Here is a 20,297-nt window from a genome sequence, read left to right on the forward strand (position 1 = left end):
ATTTCGACGAAGGAGAAATCTCCGCAAGTAACTCCTCAACGAAATTCCAATCTTTGTCGAGCTTCTCGCGGAGATTTCTCCTTCGTCGAAATGACAAACAAAACTAAAAAACAAAAACGCATAAAAAAGCCTGAATTCAAAATTCAGGCTTTTTAGTTTTGAAACAGCTCCAGCGGAGCTAAATATTTATAGATAATCATACGAACATTCAAAAGCTCCAGCGGAGCGATATATGTCACCCCTCTGGGGCTTTCTATTCAATACAATTATGAATTCTAGAAATATTTCGTCCCTCCGGGACTTATTAATAAAATTGCTTAAGCTTCAATACTTACATCGCTTTTCACCCTTGTTCTAATCTCACTCAACGTTTGATCTACTAAAAGTTTTCCGTCTCTGAAAACTTCCTTCAATTCACCTTGTTTTTCTTCTTCCCAAGAAACATTATCTGTTAAATGATACTTGCCGTCGATTAAATCGATTTTCATTAATCCTTTGGCTGATTTTTTAGTTCCGTCATCAGTAATTGGATCTTTGAAGATAGCTCTTCCCTCTCCGTTTACTTCTCCGTAAGTAGCTTTCATTGCAAAACCAAAAGTATCACGCGTATTGTATTGATACGTGAAAGATCCGATTCCTAAAACCACATTTGTAGAAGCAAAACCTTTCGCTTTTAATTTTTCGCAGATTTGAGTTGCTCTTGCTACAGTGATGCTATCTCCGTAAATCGCTCCTATTTGAGGAACCAATTCTTTGAATCCTTTATCGTTTGTCGTTCCTCCAAAAACATCCCAAAGCAATTCAATCACTCCTTTTCTTTCTTGTTCTGTTTTTCCATCTGGATTTCCGCAGATAATTAGGATTGGATCACCGCTGTCAGGACGAATTACCACTTTTCCTTCTCTAGAAACGATATCTTCTTTTAATCTTGGAAGATAATCCATTAAAACTTTCCATAAATCCCAAGTATCAGAAACGATAGAAACAATTCCTTTTGGATAAACTTCTGTGATTAATCTTTTGAATGTTTCGTACTCACCTTCTGTCGTTCCCATGCACATTACAGAGTGTTCTGTTGCTGCAACTGAACCCGCAACCAATTCCTGATCTGAATTAGCATTGTAATATTCTTCTAAGAAATCGATCGCCGGAATCGTATCAGATCCTGTAAAACTTAATAAATGTCCCGCTGCTGAAGTTAAAGCCGCTTCAATTCCGCCCATTCCTCTCATTGAGAAATCGTGCGCCTGCCAGTCAACAAATTCTGGAACAGAAGAAGTTTCTGCTGCAAATTTGTCTAATACTTTTCTGTATTCTTTTGCAATTGTTGCCGAGTTACATGGTAACCAAACCACCGCAGAAAGTAAGGTTTCGAAATAATTTGTCAGCCAGAAAAATTCTGGAATCGTATTGTACATCGTAAACATTGGCACTCTCAACGGAACGCTTGCTCCTTCCGGCAATGCTTTAAAAACCATCGGGATATATCCAAGATCGTGTAAATCTTCAATATGTTTGATTCCGACTAAATTTTCGCCTAAATAATTATTAATTCTTCTAGCGTATTTTTTAGTAACTTCTTCTTTCGGTTTTTTGAAGAAAGATTCCTCAAAGTCATGAATGATATATTTTTTGATGAAATACTGCAATCCGAAAAAGATCACTTCATCAACTTCTTCTATACGTGATTTTCTTGGTGTCCAGTTAGAATATACTAATGTTGTTCCGTCTGGATATTGTCTTCTGTGGTCAACTTTGTAACCGTCGGTTAATAATAGTGGGTTCATATATTTTTATTTAATTTTATCTGCTAATCGTTCAGCCAAATCTTTTATATCTTTTACTCTGACTAAATTCTCGATCCATTTATGCGGAATATCATCTATTCCATAATAAATTCCTGCCAAACCTCCAGCAATTGCACCCGTTGTATCTGTGTCTTGTCCTAAATTAACCGCTTTTAAAACGGTTTCTTGATAAGAATCTGAATTCAGAAAACACCAGATGCTCGCTTCTAAACTATGAAGCACATAGCCCGAAGAATGTATTTCGTTTACATTATATTTTGAAATATCATTTTTCAAAATTCTATCGAACAATTCAACTTCAACAGGATTAAAACTTTTATCTTTCAGAAATTCAGAAAGAATAAATTGCATCTTTTTATAAGATTCGAATTTATCTTTATCTTTTAAGATTTCCAAACAAAAGACAATGTAAATAAAACAGGCAAGTACAGATCTGAAATGAGCATGTGTTATTGATGAAACTTCTTTTACTTTTTGGTAAATAATTTCGATATCATTTTCTTTTTGAAGACAAAAAACTAAAGGTAAAATACGCATTAATGAGCCATTTCCGTTATCGCTTTCAGAAAATCCTCCACATAAATCAGGCTGATGTCCCTTTGCAATATTTAGAATTGCATTTCTGGTTGCGATTCCAATATCAAAAACTTGTCCATGCGGTGTCCATAATTCTGCACTATACCATTTAACAAAATTCCTTGCGATATCATTTAAATTATAACCCGAACATAAACTTTCAGCTAGACAAAAAGCAAGTGAACTATCATCACTCCAAGTTCCAATTGGCTGATGATGTGTTCCAAAACCAAACATATCAGTAACTGGATTTTCTTTCAAGTAAGTTCTTGATTCAAACTCGACAGGAACTCCCAAAGCATCACCAACAGCCAAACCTAACAAAGCTGATTCTATTTTATTTTTCATCTTATTTATTTCTTCCTTTTTCCTCGAGATAAAATGTCTGTACCACATCACTCTGCCAAAACTTTTTTGATTCAACATCCATACAAGAAAGTTTACCGTAAAAACCTGCTCCTGTATCAATATTCCAGACATTACAGCCCTGCATTGGAATTTCAACATTATAATGAAGTGTTGGTGTGTGACCAATATAAATTTCATTAAAAAGCAATAATCTTTTTGGAAACAAAAGCGAATCTTTTTTAATTCGTTTATCCATTGTTAAAGCCATTTCCCAAAGTGTTCTGTCCCAAGAAAAATTACTTTGATAATGTTCTTTTGCTGGTCCGTGCATAGATGAAAAACCGGCATGAATAAACAAATTGTTATTTTCATCAACGAAGTAATCTTTCATATTTACAAAGAAATCAAGATGTTGCTGCTTTCGCGAAAGATCCATATTCTGATAACTTTTTATGGTTGATTCGCCGCCATGCATAAACCAGATTTCGTTTACAACACTATTCTGAAGCCATTCGTGGCACCAAACATCGTGATTTCCTCTTATAAAAATACATTCTTGTTTTTGGCTCAAATCAATAAGAAAATCGATAACCTGAGCCGATTCGCTCCAGCCGTCTACATAATCGCCAAGGAAAACTAATCTATCATTTTCAGACAAATCAATTCTTTCTAATAACTGAATCAGGGCTTTTAAGCCACCGTGAATATCACCAAAAACTAATGTTCTTTTCATTTTTTAAAATTCAATATATTTTGCCGGAACCTCATCGGTCAGCCAGACATTGTTTTCAGACAAATAAAATTTATATCCGTCTCTGTGCATCGCACCGCTTCTTACAGTTAAAATCTGCGGAATTCCTCTTCGGCTTCCTACTTTCGTTGCCGTTTCTTTATCTTTACTTAAATGCACGTGCTGACGGCTCATTTTTTTCAAACCTTCTTTTCGAATGTTTTCCATGAATTTACCAACCGTTCCGTGATAAAGATATTCTAAAGGTTCAGTTTCAGTCAAATTAAGTTCTACCGAAATAGAATGTCCCTGACTTGCACGGATTTTGGTTTTATCTTCGTTAAAAGCGAAACGCTTTTTGTCGTTATTTTCTACAACGTAATCCAAAAGTTCAGTCGTCATTTTATTCAGACTTCCTTTTTTGTTACATTTTATAATTAATTCCTCTACATCGGCCCATCCATTTTCGTCTAATTTTAATCCGATAGTTTCAGGCGAATGTCGCAGCACCAGACTCAAAAACTTGCTGACGCTTTTTGCTGTTTTTTCATTCATCTTTTTTCTTTTATCAATCAAATGTTCTGCTGGAACATTTTTGGGATTTTATATTTTATCTAACTTTAATTTTTTATTCAATTCTTCATTCTTAAAAAGAAATGGTTTCTCTGCTGGAATGTTCAAATTTTCTAATTCTCTTTTTTGAACAAACTGATATTGTTCGGCTACGTAATTTGAAATATCTTCAATCAACAGAATATCTTCTTTTGCAAAAGATCTTGTAAATTCATTTCGTAAACCAATCTGAATCGCTCTTCTTTCTAGTTTTCCTCCGTACGGATCGTGATCGGGATCCCATTGTAACCTCACCGAAGATGATTTTACCTGTGACTGCCATTCTTCGTTACTAATTCCTAAATCAGAATTATAAGAGGAATAGACTGCATTTTCAAGGTATTTTTCAAAAGCTTCTCTTTTTAAATGAATCGCCAGAACTACTTCCTGATCTTCTTTTGTTCCCCAGCCGTTTCGATACATCATCCAGAGAAAATTAGGTTTTATCCAGGTCATTCGATCCAAACTGAAAGCCCCTCCAAAAAACTGATTCTTTACGGCAAAATCGCCTATTTCTTTACGGTATGACTGATAAGCTATTATTTTTTCATCATCATACTGAGCCATTATGTGATAACCCTCTTTAGGCCATTCTTTTAATTGCTCGCTATATTTTTTTAATTCTATTTTCATTTTGATTGTGTTTCAAACCATAAAGCAAACTCTATAGTTTACACTTTTACTATTTTTTATTGTTTAAAAATCATAAACAACTACTTCTATATTTTGATTTGAAAGCGTTTTAAGAATAATCGGTTCAATCATTTCCCATTTTCCGCCTGCTAATCCGCATCCAATTCTTGGCATATGAACAGATGCATTATTTGTTTTTGCAAAATCTAAAACTGCTTTTAGTCCTTCTTCAATTGCATTGTATCGAATTGGAGCGCCGCCATTTTCATCTTTATTAATTTTATGCTGTCCAATAAGATTTGCAACCCATAAATCTTCTTCAACCTGAACAAACTGTACTTTTCCTAATTCGAAATCCTCTTTAGATTTGAACCATTCACGATATTGCTTTTCTGGTTCTTTCCATCTTTTCGAAATCGCCATAACAAATCCTTTTCCCCATCCACCAATATCATTGCAAACATGAACGATAATTTTATTTCCTGATGTTTGAGGCGACGTTGCATCGCCTTTTGTATATTGAATGTCTTTCATTATTTTGTTTATTTTCAAACGTTCCTATGGAACGTCAATCCAATCTATCGATATATTTTTCTACCGATGAAATGTTCCTATGGAACAACTATAAAATGCTTTTATAGATTTGATAGTTTTCATCATCAAAGCAGACAAAGAGTATTTTTTCCAATTCTGAAATTCTTTCAAAATCTTTCACTGCTTTTAGTGCAACTTCAGCCGCTTTGTCTTTAGGAAAATGATAAATTCCTGTGCTGATATTTGGAAAAGCAATTGTTTTAATTCCATTCTCAACTGCAAGCTTTAAACTGTTTTGATAACAATCTGCCAACAATTTTGATTTTTCTTCTTTATCGCCATTCCAAACCGGTCCAACCGTATGAATAACATATTTAGAAGGCAGATTTCCTGCAGTTGTAATTACAGCATCACCAGTTTTACAACCTCCTTGTTTATTGCGAATTTGGACACACTCTTCTAAAATTGCTTTTCCTCCTTTACGATGAATCGCTCCGTCTACACCTCCGCCTCCAAGCAAAGAAGTATTGGCTGCATTTACAATTGCATCAACATGAATTTCGGTTATGTCTCCTTTGATGACTTCTATAATCACTTCTACAATTATTTAATTTGTCTAAATCAAACGTTCCTATGGAACGTAAATTCAATCCATTATTTTTTTTCTACCGATGAAATGTTCCTTCGGAACAACTAATCGTTTATCATCTTTTTTTTATTATTTTCTAAAAGTGTTTAATTTATTATTCAGTTCTTCGCTTTCACTTACCAATGAACGCTCTGTGAAATAAACATTTACTATTTGAATACCGCCAACTATATTAGAATTGAAATCAGTTAAATCTTCTGACGGAATCCAAAGTTCGTTATGATTTTTATCTCCGACATTTTGAATTTCATACTTTTCTAAAAAGTCTTTATTTACTTCAAAAGCGGTTACGATTCCGATAAAACCTGAAAACTCGTCAACTGTATTCCACTCAAAAGCAATTTGTTCTGCATATTGCTGATTCGTAACGGGATAAAAAATCGGCTGCCAATCTAATCTTGGTGGAAATGCATTGTAACCTAACGTCGTAATAAATTCCATTTCTTTCAATCCAACTGGACGAAATAATTTTGTTGTTTTCATTTTAAATCATTTCAATTCATCCCTAACTTCCATCAAAGCAAAACCTAACAAATTTAAGCCTTTCCATTTTTCAGGATTCAAAGCATCTTTGTGATCACCTGCCATTCCTATTCCCCAAATTGGATCAACGGGACTTGCTTCTACAATAACTCGGTCATTTGTATTAATTAAAAATGCCGCCAAATCTTTGTTCTTACTGAATTTATGATAGTTTCCTTGTTTTACAATTTCAAATCGGTTTTCTAACCAGATTTTATCATCGTAATTTCTAACTTTTCTACCTAGTTTTTTAGCTTCAGCCGGAGAATTACATGCTATGATTTTAGCTAAAATTTCCTGATCGTTAAACAGTTCAGCTTTCTTCGCCATCATCCAATGTTCGGCTGTTTTGTAAGTCACGTTATCTACTTCAAAAGAACTTAACCACCACTGGCTGAAACAGGTTTTAGATATACTTCCGTCTTGAGTTGGCTGATGTCCCCAGAAAAATAAAAACTTACTTTCTGGAGCTATGTTTTCTATATTGTATTTCATTTTTTCGATTTATTGATATAAAGAAGTTATGTTTTTGAAATCTTTTGAATCGGGTGAAAATGATCCGTAGATTTCTTTAAACTCTGTTGTGAGACTTTCGAATTCATAATGCTGCTCTTCCAGCTGATCCATACAGGTTACAACCAAATTTCGTTTTGCCATTGGGCTGTAAGCTGCATCGAGTTTTAGAGCGTAATTCAACAAATTATAATCGAGAGCTCCAAAACGTAAATGTTTTTGGTACTCATTGAAAACACAAGTTTCTTCTTCATTATTTTTTAATTTTATTTCTCCTTCATTTGGCATCCAGCCGTGTCCATGCCGTGTTGTGTAACTTCTGGTTGCGTAATATATTTCTACATCTTCGATTTTTAGTTTATTACAAATCTCAATCGCATTTTTTGATGTTGTATTCGCATACGTCACATTCGGAAAAACACCGTGATCCATGTCTAATAGAATGCCTTGGCTTCCTTCAAAAATTAGATTTTCATAATTATTCAGGAAAGTATAATCTACGATATTCCATTTCAATTCATCAATTGCATTTAGATACTGCTCCACTTCATCATCGATTTCACTTTCATTTAAAAAACCATAATAGTATGCGATTTGATTTAGTTTTTCTAAAAGCATTTCGCGTGGTGCAATCAAATCGATGGCAAATAATTTATACGGACCTTCGTTTCTTTTCATCGTTGAACCGATACCTTTTCCGCAGGTTCCGTTTTCGATATTTCTAACATTTCCTCTGTTGTGCCAAACATCAAAAGGGGTTGTGACTTTTGCTAAAGGATGAATGTACAAATCCAGATTAGCGTTTTTCTCTTTTAATTCTTCTCTTTCATTGAATAAAAAAAGCGGATGAATCGTACAGTGCTCGCTGTAATAAGATGGAAGACCACGAAGCGCTCCGCTTGCAAAACTCGAATGCACGTGTTTTCTATCGCCGATCATAACCGTGTGCGCCGCCTGTTGTCCTCCCGAAAAGCGAATAACTATAGATTCAGGGTTTTGTTTTGCCAGAAAATCTGTTGTTATGCCTTTTCCTTCATCACCAAATCCTAAACCTATAACTATTTTCGCTGTTTTCATTTTGTTGTTTTTTTAATGCCGCAAAGGCACGAAGGCGCAAAGTTTTTTTAAGTTTTTATTTTAATAATCTTTGCGACTTCGCGTCTTTGCGAGCAAATTTTCTTTCGCTGAAAAAAACTTATGTATCGATCTCGCAAAGACGCGAAGTCGCAAAGTTTTTAAAGCATTTGTATATTATCTAAACCTGTATCTTTTGAATCAAAAACTGGTATGGTTCCTAATCCAGAACTTTTGTGTTTATCGCAGATAATCTTCTTAATTACGTTTGGAATTTCTCTGTGATCTTCAATTGACAAACAGTTTTGACCTAACAATTCTTTCCATTCTACATCGGCATTGATGGCTTGACCTGAATGTAAAACACTAATATGATATACATCGTATCTTTTTTGTGCTTCTGCTAATAATTCAAGATGTGTATAGGTTTGTTGTCCCTGACCCATAATTTCTTTGATCGCAGAAGCCGGAAGCGTTTTTAAACCTGGTTCGTCACCAACGGTAAACAACAATCCTTCTTGGCCTCTTTTTTCGAATGCATCGGTTTTGGTATGAAAGGCTGCGAAATACCACGCTAAAAGATAACTTTCGCCAGCGTTTCCTCCGCCTCCGCCTTCGATATACGTTCTCGTTAACCACATATCTAATTCTTCGTCACCAGATTCAAACTGTCCAACTTGAAGCGGATATCTGTCACATTCGTGATCGCCGATTCCTAAGAACAAAAGTGCCGGATCTGGAACACCGCCTTGAATGATGCCACCCATTAATTTTGGTAATCCTTCTTTGATCAATTCATGCGGAATATGTCCCATACTTCCTGTAACGTCCAAACCTAAAATGATTGGAACTGTATTGGGATGCACTTCAGAATCTCTAGCTTCTCTCACAATCACTCCGTTCGGATTCATTGATTCGTGAGCCACTCTTAATGCATTTTGTGTAAAAATTTCGCCAGCTGATTTACTAGCATAACCTACTTTTTTTGCTCTGCTTTCGCGAGCACCGAAATCATATCTTGTTCCTCCCATGACTAAAATGTTTTTCCAAATAAATATTCAAATCTCTTTTTTGTTACTTCAAACTGGATGTTTAAATTTCTAATTGTCAGTGAAAGTTCCATGTCTTTCTGAACAAAAGCTTCCGGCTGAAAATCAACAAATGTCAAACTGTTTTTATCCAGCGGACTAATATCAATCAATCCTTCTTGTTCTCTTTCGAGTCTTTTGATTTTTAATTCGATATCTTCGACTCTTCTTCTGTAAATTAATTCAGAATCTTCGCCAATTACTTTGGCTCTGTCTTCTCTAATCTGATCATTGTTTCTTTTTAAAGATTCAATAAATCTTGGTTTTAAATCATCACTCATAACTTTTTTGGTTGTTTTTAAGGTTGTTTCAGGTTCTCTTTGTTTCAAGTTTCAGGTTCTCTTTGGAACGTGAAACTTGGTCCCGAAGCTTCGGGATAAACCTGAAACCGTTAATAGCTTTTATTTTTTTAGATTCCAACAACTTGAAACCTGAAACTTGAAACTTTTTAAACTAAAGTATTTAATCCAATTACCTGAGCGTTTTCTCCTTCAAAATCTTTAAAAGAGTTGGTTGTGAAAATTCCGTCGAAGCAGTTTAAAACTTCAAAACCTTTATTGAAAATTCCGTGGCTTACTGCTAAGTATAATTTTCCGGCATTTTTCTTTTTTAGTTCTTCGGCTAATCCTACGAAGGTCCCTCCTCCGTCACAGATATCGTCTACAATTAAACAATCCATTCCTTCTAAATCATCATTGTAAACTTTAAAACCAGATAGTTTTCCCGTTTTTACATCACGGCTTTTACTGCATTCTACAACCTCAACACCACCTAAAAACTCAGATACTTTGTAGATTTTCTTTAAAGCGCCTCCGTCTGGAGAAATCAATTTTACATCACTGCCAATTCTATTTATAACTTCTTTAATAAAAGTGTAGTTCGGAATTACTGTACTGTTATTTAAAAGCGCTGGAGTTACTTCTGAATGCGCATCAAAAACATAAACTTTATTCAACTGCATGGCGTTGATAATATCGGCATACACTTTTACAGACAGCGGTTCACCTGGAATCATAACACGATCTTGTCTTGCGGCCGGAAAATACGGAATAAACAATTCGATAATTTTTACATCCATTCTGCGAAGCGCATCAACCGTAACACATAATAATCCTAAATCATTGAATGAATTCAATCTATGTGTAATAGTTACTTTTCTGTTTGGATCAAAATCTGGTGCGATTTTAATGTGTGGCTCTCCTCCAGAGAAAGTAAAACTTTGAAATTTGATTTCTTCCTGATTTTGAAAAGGAGCGAATTTTGGGTCGAGATTTAGTATCATAGTTTTTAGGTTTGCGTTAATTATACGCAAATGTAGAATTTAATTTTTAATAAACAATTTATTTTGTGTAAAAATTACGCAAACTTTATTTCAAAGTGAAAGCCTTCTTTAGCTAATTCATTATATTTCAATTTGTTAAATCGAAATAATTTTGCCGGACGGCCGGTTTTTATTGGCGAATAATTTTCTGTTTCTTCGACAATTCCGAAACTGAGGATTTTTTTTCTAAAGTTTCGGCGTTCGATTTCTTTTTCTAAAATGGTACAATAAAGGTTTTCGAGTTCCGAAAAAAGGAATTCTTTTGGAAGCAGATCGAAACCAATCGGCTCATAAGTGAGTTTCGCTTTTAAGCGTTCTTCTGCTTTTTTAAGAATGCTATTATGATCAAAAGCCAGTTTCGGAACTTCTTTAATTTTGAACCATTGCACTTTATCGGCATCTGAATCGGCTTTGATTTCTAATTTTGAAGGATCGACCAAAGCAAAATACGCAACAGAAACAACGCGGTTTCTTGGATCTCTATTTACATCATCGCCAAATGTGAATAATTGTTCGAAATAATCAACATCGACATTGGTTTCTTCTTTCAACTCTCGTTTTACAGCATCTTTCAATGGTTCATCATTTTTTACCAATCCGCCCGGCAATGCCCAATACGAATTCTCCGAACCAAATTTCTGCTGAATCAAAAGCACATACAATTGACTATTTTGATATCCAAAAACAATGGCATCAACAGCAAGTCTAATATTTTGTAGATTTTCCATAATCATACTATTTAAAAAGGAGGTCGCCACTAAATCACTAATTTCCAATATTTTATCTTTAGAATATCTAAAAATTTAATTCGTGAATTGCTTCGCCCGTTCGCTATCGCTCGGGTTGTGGCTAAAAACATTTACAATCTATTTCCAAAAAACAATTTGAGTTCTTTTTCAATAACATCAAAAATTGATTTGACATTATTATTTTTTGGGGATAACAAATACACAAATTCTTCTGGAACGTGAAAACTGTTCCATACTAACTGCAGTTTATTTTCTTTAATGTAATTTCTCGCGTTACAATTCCACGTTACTGCAACACCTTCATTTTTCGCTAAAAGTCTAAGCATTTCAGATTCTGACGGAATAATATAATTCGGAACCATCGATGGTCGTTTTTTATTAAAAGCATGCAGCCAGAATAATTTTATATGTGGAATTCTCGCATCATGGCTGTACCATTTTTGTTCGTTAAGCCATTTTTCTATTTCGGTATAATTATCTGCTTTTAATTTTGAACGGAAATCGGTTATATCCAAACTTGTTGGAGCCACCATTATGAGTTTAATTTTACCGACAATTTCATAAGTGGTATCAAACGTATCAAATCTTTTTGTGGTGATAGCGAAATCTAATTTTTTAGCATCGACCAAAGCAAAAAGTTCGTCGTTTTCTGCGAAAGTAAAATCGATTAAATCAAATTTTGAAATTAGGAGATTTCCAACGCAGTCAAAAAGATGTTTAGAGATTCCGACCGAAATTAATCGGTTGGCATCTTCTGCTTTTGCGCGAAAACCTGTTTCGACACTTTCAAGACGATCAAGCGCATCTATTATCAAATTATTCAGTAACTTAGCGTATTCGGTTGGTTCAACGCCTTTTGATTTTCTATTGAATAATTTGTTTCCAACGTGAGCTTCGAGCATTGAAATCTGCTGACTAACGGCAGGCTGACTCATAAACAGCTCTTTTGCAGCAACCGAAAAATTTCCATTTTTATATACTGCCTTAAAGGTCCTGTACCATTCGAGATTTACCATGATATAAATTAGTTTATAACAAACATAGTTTATTTTATTTTTACTGATATCACATAAGACGTAAATTTGTTAAAAATTTTAAATCTTATGAAGAAAATAGCATTACTCTCAATAATTGCATTTACAGCTGTAAGCACATCAGCTTTGGCTCAAAAATCAAATAAAAAAGGTATGAAAAAAGTATTATTTGTCGTAACCAGCAATGATAAACTGGGCAACACAGGAGAAAAAACCGGATTCTGGTCAGAAGAATTTGCTGCACCTTATTATGAATTATTAGATCAGGGCGTTGAAATTACAATTGCGTCTCCGCTGGGAGGACAACCGCCAATTGATCCAAAAAGTGCCGATCCAGCATCGGCAACAGAAGACACCAAACGTTTTGACGCTGATAAAGTTTTACAGGAAAAATTAAAACACACTTTAAAACTTTCAACAGTAAATCAAAAAGATTATGATGCAGTTTTTTATCCAGGAGGCCACGGTCCGCTTTGGGATTTAGTTCAGGATCAAAATTCAATTGCTTTAATCGAATCTTTTTACACGCACAATAAACCTGTCGCTTTTGTTTGTCACGCTCCAGCTGTTTTGAAAAACGTAAAAGTAAACGGCGAATATTTAGTAAAAGGCAAAAAAATAACTGGTTTTACTAATGACGAAGAAGAAGCAGTTGGTTTAACTAAAGTGGTTCCGTTTTTATTAGAAGACGCTTTAGCATCAAACGGCGGCGTTTTCTCTAAAGGACCAAACTGGGCGCCTTACGCCGTAGAAGACGGACTTTTAATAACTGGTCAAAATCCAGCTTCATCTAAATTAGTCGCAGGAAAATTATTGAAAAAATTGAATTAATTAATATAGGGACAAAGGGACAAAGTGACAAAGGTGCAAAGTGACAAAGGTAAAAAGCTTTGAACCTCTGTAACTTTGTCCCTCTGTACCTAAAAAATAAAAAAATCATGCTCAACTTTGAATTATACAATCCGACGAATTTAATCTTCGGAAAAGGACAAATTGAAAAACTTTCTACTTTAGTTCCTAAAGATGCTAAAGTACTTTTGGCTTACGGCGGGGGAAGTATCTTTAAAAACGGAATTTACGATCAGGTAATTTCGGCGCTAAAAGGTTTTGAAATTGTGGAGTTTGGCGGCATCGAACCAAATCCGAGATTTGAAACTTTAATGAAAGCTGTTGACGTCATCAAAGCAGAAAAAATCGATTTTATTCTGGCTGTCGGCGGAGGATCTGTTATTGATGGTGTGAAATTTATTTCGGCAGCTGTTAATTTTGAAGGAAATCCAATTGATATTCTTCAAAAAAGAATCTTGATTAAAGAAAACGCAATGCCTTTTGGAACTGTTTTAACTCTTCCGGCAACGGGAAGCGAAATGAATTCTGGATATGTGGTTACGATTGAAGCCACTCAGGAAAAATTATCTTCTGGCGGAAGCGCATTGTTTCCTCAATTCTCGATCTGCGACCCAACGGTTATTGCGTCTTTACCAAAAAGACAAATTGAAAACGGTGTTGTAGATGCTTTCACTCACGTTATGGAACAGTATTTAACGTATCCTACAGATGCTTTTCTTCAGGATAGAATTGCCGAAGGTGTTCTTCAGACTTTAATTGAAGTCGGTCCTGGAATCGTAAAAAACCCAACCGATTATACGTTGGCTTCTAACTTTATGTGGAGCTGTACAATGGCTTTAAACGGATTAATTCAAAAAGGTGTTCCAAGTGATTGGGCAACGCATATGATTGGTCACGAATTGACGGCATTATATGAAATTGATCATGCAAGAACTTTAGCGATTATCGGTCCAAGTTTATATACGGTAATGTTCGAAACTAAAAAAGAAAAACTGGCGCAATACGGAAGAAGAATTTTCACCTTAACAGGTTCTGACGAAGAAGTAGCGAAAGAAGCAATCAATAAAACGGTTGAGTTTTTCCATACAATGGGAATGGATACTAAACTTTCGCAATACACAGAGGATTACTCGAAAACAGCAGATTTTATCGTAAACCGTTTCGAAGAAAGAAACTGGAAAGGTCTTGGCGAAAAACAATTGGTAACTTTAGATAAAGTAAGATCTATTGTGGAGCTTTCTTATTAGTATAATAAGTGTTCAGATTTTTAGTGTTCAGTGAAAGGTTTTATCTAATATTTTAAACTGAACACTAAAAACCTGAACACTGCAAACTAAAAAAAGGCGTTCTTAAAATATTTAGGAACGCCTTTTTAAAATACTAAAACAAAACTAACTAACTCAAATCTTGATAAATTCATTAAAATTCTAATTTATAAAGACTTACAACGTATTGTTTTGTGTTTTATTGTTTGAATTTGAAAATATTTTTTTGATTTAAAAAATTGGGCGTAAAAGTTATTATTTATTGAAACTTTCATTCATTTTCTTTTCGAGTGTTTTCTGCAGGATTTCAATCTCTTTTCTAATATTTTTAAAATCCACATTTGCTTTTTCACCTAAAGCTTTTCCATCAAGAAATGATTTTAAGTCATAAAAATTGCCTCCGCTTTTGAGTATCGCGATTCCAGTATCCGGTTTTTTATCCTTCCTAAACCATAAAGCACTTACTATTTCTGTTTCTTCATTTCGGCTTAGTAAACTTTCTAGTTTTTTGTCTTCAGAAAAAGTTACGGCTATTTTATTGAAATTCTTTTCAATGCTTTCATCTTCATTAATACTTGAAATAAATAAATTTTTGATGATTTCCAATTCCTGACTGTGTTCATTTTCAGAATTTCTATTTTCTTCTTCAACGCTTATAATTTGTGCTTTCACAGTATTATCTGATTCATAATACAAAACATTACCAGCTGTATTTGGCACTACATTTTCAATTTCTAATGAAGATTTTATTATAGTGTTTTTTCCAATAATGAGTTTACTGCTGTTTTTACTGCCTTGCTTTTCTATTATAATTTGAGCAGTTTTTTTGCTATTCATTACTGTTACTTCAATAACATTGTTTTTTAGTTCGAAATGAAAACGATTAAAATAATGCATCGCAAACAAATCAAAATCAAAACTTTGCAGAACGCCATCTTTCCAGTTTTTAGTAACAAATTGTTTTTCTAATTTTATGTATTCCGGACCGTCAATAATTTTTCCGTCTTTATACGTCGATTTTATATTGTAATTTGGATATTGATACTTTTCGAGATTTTCTAAATAATTATTGGAATATTGAAATTTGATAATTCCATTTTCATAATAATCAACATGGTTAAATTCGTTAAAATCTGTTGCAAAATAACCTGAAAACGGTTTATCATTTTTATAAATTCCGGTATAAGAATCTTGTCTGTCTGAAGTAATTAAAAAAGACTGATTGATGATTTTAGTCCTTTTTCCGTTCTCAAAGTATATTCTTTTTTGAATGTTGTTTTCATTTTTTTTATCGTATTCGCTTCTATAATAGATTTCTTCTGTAATATTTCCTTTTTTATAAATCGTACTTTTTTGTTTTTCAACTAATTCTCCTTCATATGGTACATCATTTTTATAATCTATTTTACCAATAATTTCACGATTATCATAAAAAACAGTTTCTCCATTTTTGATATCATCTTTGCAAGTATACGTTTTTACAGGATCGTCCAGATAATAATTAAAGATTTTCTGCACGCCGTTTTTCTTGTAAGAAGTAACATTTATTAATTCGTTCTGCTCATTTTCATTTTTAATAACAAACGATCCGTTAAAAGGTTTTCCATCTTTATAAATTCCTTTTGCCACACTACTTCCCGATTCGTCTTTTACGATAACTTCACCTTGTTTAATCCCTTTAATATAGTTTTGATTGATGACTAAATCGCTGGCAAATTTTTCATCAAAATTACCTTCAAAAGGCTGCCCATTTTGATATACTCGTTTTGCTTTTACAGTTCCGTCTGCATTATATTCTATTTGATCGCCTTTTAATTCTCCATCCAAATATTTTTCTGTTTTGAGAACTTTTCCATTTGGAAAATATTGAACAGCTTCGCCACTCTTTTGCCCTTCTTTATAACTTGTTTTAGATTTAAGTGCCACTGCAAATTTGTTCTGAAAATAATAGTCGTACAAAATACCATTTGAAATTTCACGGCCGTATTGCACAAAATCTTTTTCATTTATTGTTTGTAAAATCTTTCCGGATTTATCATAATTAATTTGCTTAAAAGGCTCGGTATAATCATTTATTATGTCATACCAAATTTCCTGAGCCAGCTGCTTTGAGTTAATCCAAAATATCTTTTTCTTAATTATTTGTCTTTTTTTTGCCGAATTGTTTTCATCGCGCATAATGATGCCTTCGGTTGTTTTAATAGGTTCTTCTTTTCCTGCGTCACTGTCTGAACGGTTCATTCTGTAATCATCCCAGTTTACTACTTCTTCAAAATCACCGTTTACAGGTTTTCCATATTCATATTTTCCTTTCATTAATACAGATCCATCTTCATGGTAAATGATGGTTTCACCGTGTTTTCTTCCGTTTTTGTACTGAATGGTTCTAAACTTTTTACCGCTTGGATAATAATAAACCAAATCAGAAACAGTCGAAAAATTATAAAACTGATAGGAAGAAGAATCAAAACCATTTTCATCAAACCAAATAACATCTCCCACATAATCAGACTCGCTGTTTTGAGGAGAGTATCCCTGAAATTGAGGTGTTTTGTTTATATAGAAATCTTCAATTAAAACCAAACTGCCAACCGTTTTAGAAGGCATGATTCTGTAAAATGAAGCATTATCTTTAGTTGTAGTTTTCCAATTGGCGTCGAAATAAAGTGGTTCCATTTTTTGTGAGTAAGAAAATGTGGTTGCGAAAACAACAAAAATGATCAAAAATTTATGTTTCATAATTGAGCGAAATTTCTCAAAAATACTGTTTTTTGAATAATTTTAGTTTCTAAAGCTAAAAATATATTATGAGATTGAGCTCTTTTAATTTAAAAGAAAACCCTCTGCACATACTTTGGCAAATTTCTTAAATCAGATTTTGCTTTATTAGCACATTATTAAGTACTTTTGTTTTAAATTAATAAAATAATGAGCGAAAAGTTAAAATTTGCAGTAATTGGAGGAGGAAGCTGGGCAACGGCAATTGCAAAAATGTTATGCGTTAATCTTTCAGAAATTGCGTGGTATATGCGTAATGAGTCTGCAATCGAACATCTTCAAAAATACAAGCACAATCCTAATTATTTAAGTTCAGTTGAATTTGATACCAGCAAACTTAAATTAACCAGTAATATAAACGAGGCAATTGAATATGCAGACTATATTATTTTTGCTATTCCTTCTGCTTTTCTTGATTCCGAATTGAAAAACATGACGGTTTCATTATCTGATAAAATTATTTTTTCGGCAATTAAAGGTATTGTTCCGGAGACAAGTTTAATTGTTGGTGAGCATTTTCACATTCAATACGATATTCCATATTATAACATTGGTGTAATTACCGGACCTTGCCATGCCGAAGAAGTCGCATTAGAAAGACTTTCTTATTTAACGATTGCATGTGGAGATCCTGAAAAAGCTTGTATTGTAGCAAAATCTCTTTCTGGAAATTACATCAAAGCAAAAATTTCAGACGATATTATTGGTACAGAATATGCGGCAATGCTTAAAAACATATATTCTATCGCTGCCGGAATTGCTCACGGTTTGGGTTACGGTGATAACTTTCAGTCGGTTTTAATGAGTAATGCCATTCGCGAAATGAAGAAATTCATTCGCAAAGTGCATAAAATGAAACGTAACATTAATGATTCGGCTTATTTGGGCGATTTATTGGTTACAGGATATTCTGTTTTCTCGAGAAATAGAATGTTCGGAAACATGATTGGTAAAGGTTATACCGTAAAAAGTGCCATGATGGAAATGAGTATGGTTGCCGAAGGTTATTATGCTACAAAAAGTGCCTATAAATTAAATCAGGGTTACGGAGCTAAAACGCCAATTATTGATGCCGTTTATGCTGTTTTATATGAAGGAAAAGATGCAAAATCGGTTTTTAGAAAACTAACGGAATCTTTGGATTAGATTTTTAAAATAGAAGAAAGAAGCAAGAAAATAGACTTTTGCTACACATAAAAAAGAGCCAAACTGAATTTCAGCCTTGGCTCTTTCTCTTTATTCTATTTTCTAAACGCTATTTCTTTCTTCCTGCTTCTTTCGCTAACTCTCTAAACATTATTCTTTTTCTCCATTTCCAAAAGCCATTTTTTTCGCCACAAACCTTCTCCATATCCAGTTAGTTCGCCATTTAACCCTATCACACGATGGCACGGAATAAGTATCGAAATTCTATTTGCGCCATTTGCATTCGCAACAGCTCTTATTGCTTCTGGTTTATTAATATTTATCGATTGTTGTTTATAGGATCGTACATCGCCATAAGGGATTTTTTGTAATGCCGTCCAAACTTCATTTTGAAAATCAGATCCGGGAGAGAAAATCGGCACTGTAAAAACTTTTCTTCTGCCTTCAAAATATTCTTTTAACTGTTCTTCCAGAATTTCAAAATGTACATTATCGCCCTGCATAATTACAGCATTTAATGTTTTGGCTAATGATTTGAATTCGGTTTCGAGCATTTTTCTGTCTGTAAATTCAAGCAGGCAGATTCCTTCTTTTACACCACAGACATACATGGTTCCAAGCGGCGTTTCTATTCTTTTAAGATCAATTATATTTTGCGCTTTGCTGTTTTTGGGAGAAACACCAAATACCGATTTAAAAGAATCATTAAAACCGCTCAAAGATTCATATCCAGTATCAAAAGCTGTTGCAGTGATGCTTTCGCCTTCTTTTATCTTTTTGAAAGCACTGTTAATACGGAACATTCTTTGGTAAGCCTGAAATGTGATGTTGTGATTTTTTAAAAACCAGCGTCTCATTTTACTGGGTTCAATGCCGCGTCGAATTAAATCCGAATCTTTAAATTTCAATGATGGATTTTCTGAAAGCTCTCTCAGGATTTCTTTTATAAAATCGGGTGTTTCGTTATATTTTTCTAATGGAAAACAAACTTTACAAGGTCGATATCCTTTTAAAATCGCTTCTTTTGAACTCGTAAAAAATTCGACATTTTCTCTTTTCGGTTTTCTTGCTGTACAAGTTGGTCTGCAGAATATACCCGTTGTTTTAACCGCAGTAAAAAAAACACCTTCAAAAGAAGTGTCTTTATTGACTGCTGCCTGATACATTATATCGTCTGTAAGTTCCATAAATTATTTATTCAAAAATGGGAAAAAAACTCTTCTTTTCAATTACGCTCAACATGATTTCTTCCAATTCTTTGTTTAGAAAACTATGCACAAAATTCCCCATACTAATACGCTTTACTCCTAATTCGTTTAGTTTTTCAAAGTTAGGAAGATTAGGCATGCACATAACATTTACAGGAAGTTCTGTTGCTTTACAGATTTCTTCTATATCAGCTTCATTTGAAATACATGGAAAAAAAATGCCGTCAATACCCGTTGTTTGATATTGTTTTAATCTGTGTTTAGTTTCTTCTACAGCATTTGGCAATCCTAAAAGAAATACATCAGAACGCACATTTATAAACATATTGATGTTTTTCTTTTTCAAACTTTCTACGATTGCTTTTAATCTTGAAGTAAAAAATTCTGTTTCTGTTATTTCTCTTTTTGAATTAACAACAACCGAATCTTCAATATTAATTCCAACAACTCCAATTTCATGTAATCGTACAATATTAGCCGTTATATCTTCCACATTCTTTCCATAACCCGCTTCTATATCTACACTTAACGGAATTTTTACAGCCGATTTTATTCTTTTAATCATAAAAAAATAATCTTCGAAAGGCATATTTTCTCCATCTTCATATCCTAAATCTGAGGCAATTGCAGCGCTTGAAGTTCCAAGGGCTTTAAAACCTAATTTTTCATATTGTAAAGCACTTTGCACATTCCAAACATTTCCTAATATTAAAGGCATTTCATTGTGATGCAGATTTCTAAATTCTTCAATTTTTGTTGTCATATTTATTCGTTTCGTTTTTACAAAAGTACTTTTGAGACCAAATCTTCTGCAACCGAAAAATTGACAACTATTTTTTTATAAAAAAAATCACGACCTA

General features: G+C 33.7%; 21 protein-coding genes. 3 read left to right on the plus strand and 18 right to left on the minus strand.

Annotated features, from left to right (window positions below; genetic code table 11):
• Positions 1–317: 317 nt before the first annotated feature.
• The 15 genes from ABD859_RS04160 to ABD859_RS04230 all read right to left on the minus strand — a co-directional run bounded on the left by ABD859_RS04160 (position 318) and on the right by ABD859_RS04230 (position 12,173).
• Positions 318–1,787 (minus strand): nicotinate phosphoribosyltransferase, encoded by a 1,470-nt coding sequence (locus ABD859_RS04160; RefSeq protein WP_345140655.1) that lies wholly within the window; start codon positions 1,785–1,787, stop codon positions 318–320.
• A gap of 6 nt (positions 1,788–1,793) precedes the next feature.
• Positions 1,794–2,732, minus strand: coding sequence for an ADP-ribosylglycohydrolase family protein (locus ABD859_RS04165; RefSeq protein ID WP_345140658.1), 939 nt, complete (start codon positions 2,730–2,732; stop codon positions 1,794–1,796).
• Between the two features lies 1 nt (position 2,733).
• Positions 2,734–3,465: a metallophosphoesterase family protein gene (locus tag ABD859_RS04170; RefSeq protein WP_345140661.1), complete on the minus strand. Its 732-nt coding sequence runs from the start codon at positions 3,463–3,465 to the stop codon at positions 2,734–2,736.
• A 3-nt stretch (positions 3,466–3,468) separates the two neighbouring features.
• Positions 3,469–4,017, minus strand: coding sequence for an RNA 2'-phosphotransferase (locus ABD859_RS04175; RefSeq protein WP_345140664.1), 549 nt, complete (start codon positions 4,015–4,017; stop codon positions 3,469–3,471).
• Positions 4,018–4,065: 48 nt separating this feature from the next.
• Positions 4,066–4,707 carry a DUF4291 domain-containing protein gene (locus tag ABD859_RS04180; RefSeq protein WP_345140666.1) on the minus strand — a complete coding sequence of 214 codons (642 nt, stop codon included), beginning with the start codon at positions 4,705–4,707 and terminating at the stop codon, positions 4,066–4,068.
• A 63-nt stretch (positions 4,708–4,770) separates the two neighbouring features.
• Positions 4,771–5,241 carry a macro domain-containing protein gene (locus tag ABD859_RS04185; RefSeq protein ID WP_345140669.1) on the minus strand — a complete coding sequence of 157 codons (471 nt, stop codon included), beginning with the start codon at positions 5,239–5,241 and terminating at the stop codon, positions 4,771–4,773.
• An 88-nt stretch (positions 5,242–5,329) separates the two neighbouring features.
• Positions 5,330–5,836 carry an O-acetyl-ADP-ribose deacetylase gene (locus ABD859_RS04190; protein ID WP_345140672.1) on the minus strand — a complete coding sequence of 169 codons (507 nt, stop codon included), beginning with the start codon at positions 5,834–5,836 and terminating at the stop codon, positions 5,330–5,332.
• 123 nt (positions 5,837–5,959) lie between these two features.
• Positions 5,960–6,373: an ADP-ribosylation/crystallin J1 gene (locus ABD859_RS04195; protein WP_345140675.1), complete on the minus strand. Its 414-nt coding sequence runs from the start codon at positions 6,371–6,373 to the stop codon at positions 5,960–5,962.
• A gap of 6 nt (positions 6,374–6,379) precedes the next feature.
• Positions 6,380–6,907, minus strand: a complete 528-nt coding sequence (gene ybiA, locus ABD859_RS04200) for a riboflavin biosynthesis intermediates N-glycosidase (RefSeq protein WP_345140678.1) — start codon at positions 6,905–6,907, stop codon at positions 6,380–6,382.
• A 9-nt stretch (positions 6,908–6,916) separates the two neighbouring features.
• On the minus strand, positions 6,917–8,002 hold the full coding sequence (locus ABD859_RS04205; RefSeq protein ID WP_345140680.1) for an adenylosuccinate synthetase: 1,086 nt from the start codon (positions 8,000–8,002) through the stop codon (positions 6,917–6,919).
• A gap of 158 nt (positions 8,003–8,160) precedes the next feature.
• Positions 8,161–9,030 carry a hypothetical protein gene (locus ABD859_RS04210; protein ID WP_345140682.1) on the minus strand — a complete coding sequence of 290 codons (870 nt, stop codon included), beginning with the start codon at positions 9,028–9,030 and terminating at the stop codon, positions 8,161–8,163.
• Positions 9,031–9,032: 2 nt separating this feature from the next.
• Positions 9,033–9,416 (minus strand): hypothetical protein, encoded by a 384-nt coding sequence (locus ABD859_RS04215; RefSeq protein WP_345140683.1) that lies wholly within the window; start codon positions 9,414–9,416, stop codon positions 9,033–9,035.
• Positions 9,417–9,535: 119 nt separating this feature from the next.
• Positions 9,536–10,369, minus strand: coding sequence for a ribose-phosphate diphosphokinase (gene prs, locus ABD859_RS04220; protein ID WP_345140686.1), 834 nt, complete (start codon positions 10,367–10,369; stop codon positions 9,536–9,538).
• A gap of 74 nt (positions 10,370–10,443) precedes the next feature.
• On the minus strand, positions 10,444–11,136 hold the full coding sequence (locus ABD859_RS04225; protein ID WP_345140689.1) for an NUDIX hydrolase: 693 nt from the start codon (positions 11,134–11,136) through the stop codon (positions 10,444–10,446).
• A gap of 131 nt (positions 11,137–11,267) precedes the next feature.
• Positions 11,268–12,173 carry a LysR family transcriptional regulator gene (locus ABD859_RS04230; protein WP_345140692.1) on the minus strand — a complete coding sequence of 302 codons (906 nt, stop codon included), beginning with the start codon at positions 12,171–12,173 and terminating at the stop codon, positions 11,268–11,270.
• A gap of 87 nt (positions 12,174–12,260) precedes the next feature.
• Here ABD859_RS04230 and ABD859_RS04235 point away from each other — a divergent pair, with 87 nt between their 5' ends.
• Together ABD859_RS04235 and ABD859_RS04240 are read left to right on the plus strand one after the other, a co-directional pair.
• Positions 12,261–13,022 (plus strand): type 1 glutamine amidotransferase domain-containing protein, encoded by a 762-nt coding sequence (locus ABD859_RS04235; protein WP_345140695.1) that lies wholly within the window; start codon positions 12,261–12,263, stop codon positions 13,020–13,022.
• Between the two features lie 107 nt (positions 13,023–13,129).
• A complete protein-coding gene (locus tag ABD859_RS04240) occupies positions 13,130–14,287 on the plus strand; it encodes an iron-containing alcohol dehydrogenase (RefSeq protein ID WP_345140698.1) in 1,158 nt (385 codons plus the stop codon).
• Between the two features lie 273 nt (positions 14,288–14,560).
• On the opposite strand, the gene ABD859_RS04245 is transcribed toward ABD859_RS04240, so the two are convergent.
• On the minus strand, positions 14,561–16,981 hold the full coding sequence (locus ABD859_RS04245) for a toxin-antitoxin system YwqK family antitoxin (protein WP_345140701.1): 2,421 nt from the start codon (positions 16,979–16,981) through the stop codon (positions 14,561–14,563).
• Positions 16,982–17,233: 252 nt separating this feature from the next.
• On the opposite strand from ABD859_RS04245, the gene ABD859_RS04250 reads away from it, so the two are divergent.
• A complete protein-coding gene (locus tag ABD859_RS04250) occupies positions 17,234–18,229 on the plus strand; it encodes an NAD(P)H-dependent glycerol-3-phosphate dehydrogenase (protein WP_345140704.1) in 996 nt (331 codons plus the stop codon).
• Positions 18,230–18,372: 143 nt separating this feature from the next.
• Here the strand turns inward: ABD859_RS04250 and ABD859_RS04255 are convergent, their stop codons facing one another.
• Both ABD859_RS04255 and ABD859_RS04260 read right to left on the minus strand, forming a co-directional pair.
• The gene (locus ABD859_RS04255) at positions 18,373–19,416 is read right to left on the minus strand and encodes a bifunctional transcriptional activator/DNA repair enzyme AdaA (protein WP_345140707.1); all 1,044 of its coding nucleotides are present in this window, start codon (positions 19,414–19,416) and stop codon (positions 18,373–18,375) included.
• A gap of 7 nt (positions 19,417–19,423) precedes the next feature.
• Positions 19,424–20,200 (minus strand): isocitrate lyase/PEP mutase family protein, encoded by a 777-nt coding sequence (locus ABD859_RS04260; RefSeq protein WP_345140710.1) that lies wholly within the window; start codon positions 20,198–20,200, stop codon positions 19,424–19,426.
• Positions 20,201–20,297 lie beyond the last annotated feature (97 nt).

Origin of the sequence: Flavobacterium ginsengiterrae, from assembly GCF_039539785.1 — a bacterium.
Taxonomy (GTDB): domain Bacteria; phylum Bacteroidota; class Bacteroidia; order Flavobacteriales; family Flavobacteriaceae; genus Flavobacterium; species Flavobacterium ginsengiterrae.